Below are 6879 nucleotides of genomic sequence, written 5' to 3'. Positions count from 1 at the left end.
CAAAACCCCCGGCGTCGTTTCCACCCGCGACGCGCCCGAAAACAGACCGGTGATCCACTTCACAAATCCGTAACTCTATGACACTATTTCTAATTGAAATAGCCAGTTCACTGGTTGTGGAGCTCTAAGAGAAGTGAGGTACACGATGACACTGCAGGCTGTGGATGCTTTAGGCGCCGATTCGGCCCCGACAGCAATTCTCGATCGCGTCTCGCTGGTTCTCGACGCCTTCGACGGTCCCGGCAGGTTGACGCTCGCTCAAGTCGTTCGGAGCACGGGCCTTCCCCGCTCGTCTGCCCACCGCATGCTCGAACGTCTCGTCTCGATGCGTTGGCTGCGTCGCGACGGCCGTGACTACGAACTCGGTATGCGCCTCGTCGAACTGGGATCGCTCGCGGTTCATCAGGACCGCCTCCACGCTGCAGCCATGCCCCTTCTCCATGAGCTCTACCGAGTCACCGGATTTGTGGTTCACCTCGGCATCCTCGACGGGCCCGATGTGGTCTACATGGAGAAGATCGGCGGACGCCTCGCCGCCGCAGTGCCGACGCGTGTCGGTGGTCGACGCCGCGCCGAGACCACTGCGATCGGTCAGGCACTGCTCGCGTTCGGTTCGCCGAAGTCCTCGGGCTACGCACTGCCCCACCTCGCCAGAATCCGCGAGTCCGGGGTGGCCTTCGAATCCGGAAACGGCCTACCGGGATTCAGCTGTCTTGCGGCACCGATCGGCCCCATCGGCCGCGCCGTCGCCGCGGTATCCATCTGCGCGCCGTCGAAGGCCCTCCGCCTCGACCACGTCAGCGCAGCGCCGGTCCGTATGGCGGCCGCTGCCATTTGGCGAGGCATCGACGGCGGATCGCTGAGCGTCACTCCGACTTTGCAACGTCGTCATCTGCTGCGCAACATGCCGACCGCAGCCGGGGCCTGACTCAGATACTCGAACCGTTGCCGGTGAGCCCGGCTTGCTCGAGCGCCAACACGTACTCCTCGACGTTCTTCCATTTGCCAGGCGTCGAGGGCAACGGTGATCCCAGTCGGTCGTGCTCGGCGACGTTCGCGAACTCGGCGGTCGCACGATCGATGTCGTCGAGCAGTTCGCGAGCAAGTTCGATCTCGGCTCGGAAGTACCGTTCCGACCATCGCAACGTCATGACCGGGAACGACCAGGCCGGCTCGTTCTCGGCATGATCTGCGTGGAGTTTCGCGCGTCGAATCTGCTCTTCGACATTGGCGATGTGGGCTTCCACCAGCGCCTTCAGTCGCTCGGGCTCGTTGAGGTGTCCCATCCACAGACGCAACATCACACCGTGCTTGAGCACCGGAACTTCCACCGGTGCCTCCCGTGACCACGTCCGGACGGCGTCGGTTCCTGACTGAGTAATGGAGTAAAGGCGCTTGCCTCGCACCCCTGGTTCGGAGACGACCCGGGACTCCACGAACCCGATGCTTTCGAGCTTCTTCAGTTCTGCGTACACCTGGCTGATGGACGGGCTCCAATAGAAGAAGCCGACACTCCAGTCAGCCCACTTCTTCAAATCGTTTCCGGTCAGCTCCTCCCCGAACGTCAGCATCCCGAGCACTGCCCAGCTGGTAGCGGGAAGTCCTCGGGACACGTCATCAGGTTCGGACATGCCCGAAGTCTAACAATCACTGGTCATTTGCTGGTTTCGTAGAATCCGAACGGACCGCTGAGCGGGATCAAATTTGCTCGAAACCCCTCCACCTGCCACTCGGTCGGTCCTGACCCGTGCCGAGAAGCCATTGCTGCCATTGAGTGGGACTGCCGCTGGATTACGGCCGCGGCGCCACACATCGTTGCTTCTGAAGCTGTTTGCAGAGTTTTGAACAAAAGATTTGAACAAGGAGACGACATGACCGTGGAAAACGCCGAGCCGCCAGTTCTGGACGGACGCACACTTCGCAACGTGATGAGCAATTTCTGCACCGGCGTCACCGTCATCACCGCTCACGACGGAAATTCACCCCTCGGTTTCACCTGCCAGTCCCTGGTCTCGGTATCGCTTGATCCCCCGTTGCTCTCGTTCTGCCCGGCGAAGACGTCGACAAGTTGGCCGAAGCTTCGCGAGACGGGAACTCTCTGCATCAATGTTCTCGCCCACGATCAGCAGGACATGTGTTCGGCGTTCGCTCGCGGCGGGACGGACAAGTTCCTCGGCGTCGAGTGGGATGCCGCCGGCAACGGTGCTCCGGCGCTGAGCGGCGCGCTCGCCCGCATCGAAGCAACGGTCGAGCAGGAGCACGACGCCGGTGATCACACCATCGTCGTCGCACGCATCACCGATCTGAACGTGCTGCGCCACGACGGTCCGCTTCTGTTCTACCGCGGCGGGTTCGGACGCTTCGACGCCTGAGTGCTCAGGCTGTCCCGCTGCGTGGGAGATGCCGGCGCCGAATCGAGCCCGCACCGATAGCGTCCGAAGTAGTTGTCAGACCCTGAACTTCTCGACTGATCGGACTAACTCGATGACCACTCTCGAACCAGACACCACGGCCGCGATCACGGCGACGGTTACCACCTACCTCGACGCCGTGGCTCGCGGATCGTCAGCGGACATCGCCGCCCTCTACGCCGAGAACGCGACGCTCGAAGACCCGGTCGGCAGCGAACCCCGCGTCGGCAAGGCCGCGATCACCGAGTTCTACGGCGCTCTCGAGGGCGGTTCGCAAGAGACGGAACTGCTTACCTTGCGGGTGAGCGGATCCAGCGCGGCCTTCCACTTCCGCGTCGTCACACCGGTGGGCGATCAGGTCTACGAGGTCGAGCCGATCGACGTCATGACTTTCGACGAGGACGCCAAGATCACGAGCATGCGCGCCTTCTGGTCACCGGCCGATCTGATTGCACGCTGATGCGTCAGGTCAGTTGCCGCAACTGCGGAAATCGCGTCCTCGTCGAGAAGTACAGCGAAGCGCACACCAGCGTCCAATGGCTCGAAGAGTCGCAGGAAGTGTGCCCGGAGTTGGGTCGCGTGAACAGCCGTGCCAACGCTCAACGGACGTGTGGCGCTCTGCGCCAGACGATCAACGACCTTGCCGACGCCGGTGAGCTGGAGATGAGCCTGCGCAGCTACCCGGTGCCGGGCAAGCTGTCCTGAACGCTTCCGCGTAGCATTTCGGCGAACATGCGCGCCGATTCCAAGTCGTCGGCGTTCGGCCGCCCCTTCCGGATACCGCCGAACGGCTTGAACGGGAGATAGGTATCCCACGCACGGGACGAGAAGGCTGCGACCACATCGAAGCCCTTCTGTTCGAGCAACTGAACCAGTGGACGCGAGAAGCGATGAATCCCCTTGTCAGGAAAACCACTGGTGGCGAAGACAAAAGCCTTGGATCGCCGTTCTTCGGGGAGTGCCTCGACGAACGAGCGTAAATCTGCGTGGTACGAGCGTAGGTAGATGCCGGAGCCGAACCCCACGAGGTCGTAGTCGGCGAGCTGCGCGGCGTCGATGTCACCGGGCTCGACCACGCGAGCATCGAGAACTTCTCCGATGACGTCGGCGATCAGCTTCGTATTGCCATGGGAGACAGAGGTACACACGATGATTGCTTTCATCGGCTGAGTTCTCTCATTTTGGACATACGCATCCCTCCGCCTGGTTTGTCACTGACAGTTCCAGGATAGAGGCCCCGGCGAAGCTACGGAGAAGGGTGGCGATGGGGAATGATGCCGGTATGTCAGCAAGGTTGAAGGGACGAAGACGTGCGGTGAACGCGCTGCTCGTCGACGTCGAACGATGGGCCGCTGAGCACGATGACGTCAAAGCTGTAGCGCTGGTCGGGTCCTACGCGCGCGGCGCGGAGCGTATGGCGAGTGATCTTGATCTGATGATCCTGGCCGACGACGCGAACGCGCTCGCAAATGAAGACTGGTTCGACCGGCTCCGCCCCGACGCGCGATTCATCAGAGCCGCCAACTGGGGGCCAGTCCGAGAACGACGCTTCCGCCTACGGTCCGGCCTCCTCGTCGAACTGAATTTCGCGAGCGAGAGCTGGGCCGACCTTCCGCTCGACGCGGGCACTCGACGCGTCCTCGAAGACGGCCACCGAATCCTGTACGACACCGGGCCTCTTCGCGTCGCTACGAGCGAGGGAAGAACTGCTCGATGAGCACCAAGACGGTCTTCGAGACCTTGGCCGCCGAAATAAACGCGCTGCGCGGCTCTCCCGTCGTCGCGATCGACGGCGTCGACGGGAGCGGCAAGACGACATTCACGAAAAGTCTTGCAGCACAGCTGAATGAACGCCCCGCCATTGTGATTCACGTCGACGACTTCCTCAATCCGCCGGAGATTCGCCATCGCAGAGGTCGGCTGTCACCGGAAGGCTTCTGGCTCGACAGCTACGACTACGACGCCCTCGAGCGTCATGTTCTCGCCCCTCTGAGACCGGGAGGTAACCGCGAGTACCGACCACGACGGGACAGCGACGCGTACTTGCATGCAGCCGACGGAGCCGCAGTCCTCGTCGAGGGACTCTTTCTGCATCGGGACGAACTTGCTTCCCGATGGGACTATTCGATCTTTCTCGACGTGCCCTTCGAGATCACCGCCGAGCGAATGAACCTTCGCGACGGAACGAACGCGGATCCGGAACACCCGTCGATGAACCGTTATGTCGGCGGCCAACGTCTGTACTTCGCGGCTGCAGAGCCCTGGACCCGCGCGGACAGTGTCATCGACAATTCAGACCCGAAACTGCCTCGAATCACGACACATGCCGCCCACTAGAGTTGGCAGTCCGCATCGCCGGCCCCGCGTTTCATCGGTGCGCTGTGGATGTGAATTGGAAGGTTGCGGCATCCACGATCTCAGCGGGCGTGATGTCGATTTCGCCGTTGAGCCAGGCCGTCACCAATTCGGCCAGGCCGCCCACGAACAGTAATCCGTTGATCTCACCCTGATGGGGAGGCCAAGCTCGATCGCCGTACAAGAGCGCAGCCTCGTCGGCCACCATCTGCGCGAACCCACGCAGCGCTCCCCGCCGGTGAGTGCGCAGCGGCTCGTAAGCCACCGACTCGACCATCGCGACACGCCCTTTTCGAGGATCGTCCGTCAGGATGTTGACGAACGAAGCAATGGCGCTCCGCACGCGCTCCTCCCGTGTCCCCTCGGTCGTTCGGAGTGCAGCCATTCCGGCCACGCGCACCTCGTCGACGATTCCGTCGAAAACCTGCTGGAGGAGTTCGTCCCTGCTGGTGAAACTCTCGTAGAAATATCGCTCTGTCAGCTTGGCATGCGCACAGATGGCGGTCATGGTGGCACCCTGCCTGCCCGCGGCCGCAAACACGTCCAGTCCTGCTGCGAGCAAGCTTTCACGCCGAAGCGCGGCCCGCTGCTCACCACTCAGACCGGCATATCGACGGGGCGTGGGAGAAGCCATGAGTCGATCTTGACAGACGACGCGACTGTGACGCAGACTACCCCCATCTGACAGGCGCCACTGTCAGATGCAAACGGAAGGCAGGTACGTGATGTCGAAAATCCTGGCCGCTCCACCCATCCGGTCGCAGTTGCGTCCCATCTCAGGCAATTCGGGACTACCCGGAATAGGGCAAACTTTCGAATACATCCGCGACCCTCTCGCTCTGATGCAAAAACGCTGGGATCGTTACGGCGAGGTCTCGTGGTTCTCGATGGCCGGTAGACGGTGGGTCGCAGCCCTCGGGCCCGACGCATGCCAAGAAGTTCTCCAGAACAAAGACCGCGCTTTTGTCAACAGCGACGGTTGGTCAGTGCTCATCGGCCCCTTCTTTCACGGGGGTCTGATGCTTCTCGACTCCGAAGAGCACCTACGACAACGACGCATCATGCAACAAGCCTTCACGAGATCGCGTCTCGAAAAGACCGTGGACGTGCTGAATCCCGCGATCGCCTCCGCGCTCGACGCCTGGACTCCGTCCGATGGGTTCCGCGCCTACACCGCCCTCAAAGCTCTCACACTCAACCTGGCGACCGACATCTTCATGGGCGGCGCGGAGGGGACCACTGAAAGCGAAATCGACTCTGTGAAAAAAGCTTTCGTCGATTGCGTGCAAGCTGCAACCTCGGTGATCCGTTATCGAGTTCCCGGCACCAGATGGAAGCGCGGCCTCGACGGGCGCCGAACCCTCGAAAACTTCTTCCGCCGCTACCTACCTGCGCGCCGTTCACGCGAAACCGACGACCTGTTTTCCGTTCTCTGTCACATCGAATCAGACACCGGACAGCGCTTCAGCGACGGCGAGGTGATCGATCACATGATCTTCCTGCTGATGGCCGCACATGACACCTCCACCATCACCATCTCGACAATGATGCAATATCTCGGCCAGAATTCGCAGTGGCAGAACAGATGTCGGGCGGAATCACTCGCACTGAGTACGTCGACGCCGAGCTATGCCGAACTCGACCAACTCGCCGGCTTGGACCTGGTGATGAAGGAATGCCTCCGACTCGTCGCTCCCGTGCCGGTCATGGCTCGCCGAGCGGTGTGTGACACCCAGATACAGGACCACTTCGTACCCGCTGGGACCTACGTGTCAGTGGTGCCACATTTCACTCACCACATGCCGCAGTACTGGCCCGACCCCGAACATTTCGATCCCGAACGTTTCGCGGACCACCGACGTGAAGACAAGGTGCACCGGTATGCCTGGGAACCGTTCGGTGGAGGCGTGCACAAATGCCTCGGCATGCACTTCGCCGGCGTCGAAATCAAAGCGATCATGCACCACCTGCTCACACGCTTCGATTGGCAGGTCGCGCCCGGCTACACCGCCCCTCTCAACTACATGTCCTTGCCGTTCCCCTCCGACGGACAGCCGATCGATCTGAAACCACTCACGACTTCTCATGACCGGTAGCGACCGAACCGACGTCA

Annotated in this window: 10 protein-coding genes; 7 read left to right on the top strand and 3 right to left on the bottom strand. The window is 61.6% G+C overall.

The annotated features are described in order from the left end of the window. Nucleotides 1-145: 145 nt before the first annotated feature. On the top strand, nt 146-928 hold the full coding sequence (locus AC1Q61_RS13610; protein WP_007726735.1) for an IclR family transcriptional regulator: 783 nt from the start codon (nt 146-148) through the stop codon (nt 926-928). 1 nt (nt 929) lies between these two features. On the opposite strand, the gene AC1Q61_RS13605 is transcribed toward AC1Q61_RS13610, so the two are convergent. After that, on the bottom strand, nt 930-1631 hold the full coding sequence (locus AC1Q61_RS13605) for a PadR family transcriptional regulator (protein WP_003944324.1): 702 nt from the start codon (nt 1629-1631) through the stop codon (nt 930-932). 240 nt (nt 1632-1871) lie between these two features. On the opposite strand from AC1Q61_RS13605, the gene AC1Q61_RS13600 reads away from it, so the two are divergent. The 3 genes from AC1Q61_RS13600 to AC1Q61_RS13590 all read left to right on the top strand — a co-directional run bounded on the left by AC1Q61_RS13600 (nt 1872) and on the right by AC1Q61_RS13590 (nt 3116). After that, nucleotides 1872-2372, top strand: a complete 501-nt coding sequence (locus AC1Q61_RS13600) for a flavin reductase family protein (RefSeq protein ID WP_007726733.1) — start codon at nt 1872-1874, stop codon at nt 2370-2372. Between the two features lie 112 nt (nt 2373-2484). Continuing rightward, nucleotides 2485-2871: a nuclear transport factor 2 family protein gene (locus AC1Q61_RS13595; protein ID WP_003944423.1), complete on the top strand. Its 387-nt coding sequence runs from the start codon at nt 2485-2487 to the stop codon at nt 2869-2871. After that, nucleotides 2871-3116, top strand: coding sequence for a hypothetical protein (locus tag AC1Q61_RS13590; protein WP_003944366.1), 246 nt, complete (start codon nt 2871-2873; stop codon nt 3114-3116). The genes AC1Q61_RS13595 and AC1Q61_RS13590 overlap by 1 nt, the downstream gene beginning before the upstream one ends. On the opposite strand, the gene AC1Q61_RS13585 is transcribed toward AC1Q61_RS13590, so the two are convergent. After that, nucleotides 3089-3574: a flavodoxin family protein gene (locus AC1Q61_RS13585; RefSeq protein ID WP_003944338.1), complete on the bottom strand. Its 486-nt coding sequence runs from the start codon at nt 3572-3574 to the stop codon at nt 3089-3091. The genes AC1Q61_RS13590 and AC1Q61_RS13585 overlap by 28 nt on opposite strands. Nucleotides 3575-3693: 119 nt before the next feature. Here AC1Q61_RS13585 and AC1Q61_RS13580 point away from each other — a divergent pair, with 119 nt between their 5' ends. Further along, on the top strand, nt 3694-4128 hold the full coding sequence (locus AC1Q61_RS13580) for a nucleotidyltransferase domain-containing protein (protein ID WP_039972698.1): 435 nt from the start codon (nt 3694-3696) through the stop codon (nt 4126-4128). Then, complete coding sequence (locus tag AC1Q61_RS13575) at nt 4125-4748, top strand: nucleoside/nucleotide kinase family protein (protein WP_118602846.1); 624 nt, start codon at nt 4125-4127, stop codon at nt 4746-4748. Before AC1Q61_RS13580 ends, AC1Q61_RS13575 begins: the two co-directional genes overlap by 4 nt. 31 nt (nt 4749-4779) lie before the next feature. Here AC1Q61_RS13575 and AC1Q61_RS13570 read toward each other — a convergent pair whose 3' ends face one another. Beyond that, complete coding sequence (locus AC1Q61_RS13570; RefSeq protein ID WP_042452208.1) at nt 4780-5400, bottom strand: TetR/AcrR family transcriptional regulator; 621 nt, start codon at nt 5398-5400, stop codon at nt 4780-4782. Nucleotides 5401-5491: 91 nt separating this feature from the next. On the opposite strand from AC1Q61_RS13570, the gene AC1Q61_RS13565 reads away from it, so the two are divergent. Next, a complete protein-coding gene (locus AC1Q61_RS13565) occupies nt 5492-6862 on the top strand; it encodes a cytochrome P450 (protein WP_118602889.1) in 1371 nt (456 codons plus the stop codon). Nucleotides 6863-6879: the final 17 nt, after the last annotated feature.

The organism is Rhodococcus sp. MPR-R1B (assembly GCF_058793255.1).
The sequence above is the reverse complement of the archived record's forward strand: the minus strand, read 5'-3'. Positions and strand labels throughout refer to the sequence as shown.

Coding starts and splice junctions, on each gene's coding strand:
- AC1Q61_RS13580 (WP_039972698.1), top strand. CDS start 3,694: ATGTCAGCAAGGTTGAAGGGACGAAGACGTGCGGTGAACGCGCTGCTC.
- AC1Q61_RS13610 (WP_007726735.1), top strand. CDS start 146: ATGACACTGCAGGCTGTGGATGCTTTAGGCGCCGATTCGGCCCCGACA.
- AC1Q61_RS13575 (WP_118602846.1), top strand. CDS start 4,125: ATGAGCACCAAGACGGTCTTCGAGACCTTGGCCGCCGAAATAAACGCG.
- AC1Q61_RS13595 (WP_003944423.1), top strand. CDS start 2,485: ATGACCACTCTCGAACCAGACACCACGGCCGCGATCACGGCGACGGTT.
- AC1Q61_RS13565 (WP_118602889.1), top strand. CDS start 5,492: ATGTCGAAAATCCTGGCCGCTCCACCCATCCGGTCGCAGTTGCGTCCC.
- AC1Q61_RS13590 (WP_003944366.1), top strand. CDS start 2,871: ATGCGTCAGGTCAGTTGCCGCAACTGCGGAAATCGCGTCCTCGTCGAG.
- AC1Q61_RS13605 (WP_003944324.1), bottom strand. CDS start 1,631: ATGTCCGAACCTGATGACGTGTCCCGAGGACTTCCCGCTACCAGCTGG.
- AC1Q61_RS13570 (WP_042452208.1), bottom strand. CDS start 5,400: ATGGCTTCTCCCACGCCCCGTCGATATGCCGGTCTGAGTGGTGAGCAG.
- AC1Q61_RS13600 (WP_007726733.1), top strand. CDS start 1,872: ATGACCGTGGAAAACGCCGAGCCGCCAGTTCTGGACGGACGCACACTT.
- AC1Q61_RS13585 (WP_003944338.1), bottom strand. CDS start 3,574: ATGAAAGCAATCATCGTGTGTACCTCTGTCTCCCATGGCAATACGAAG.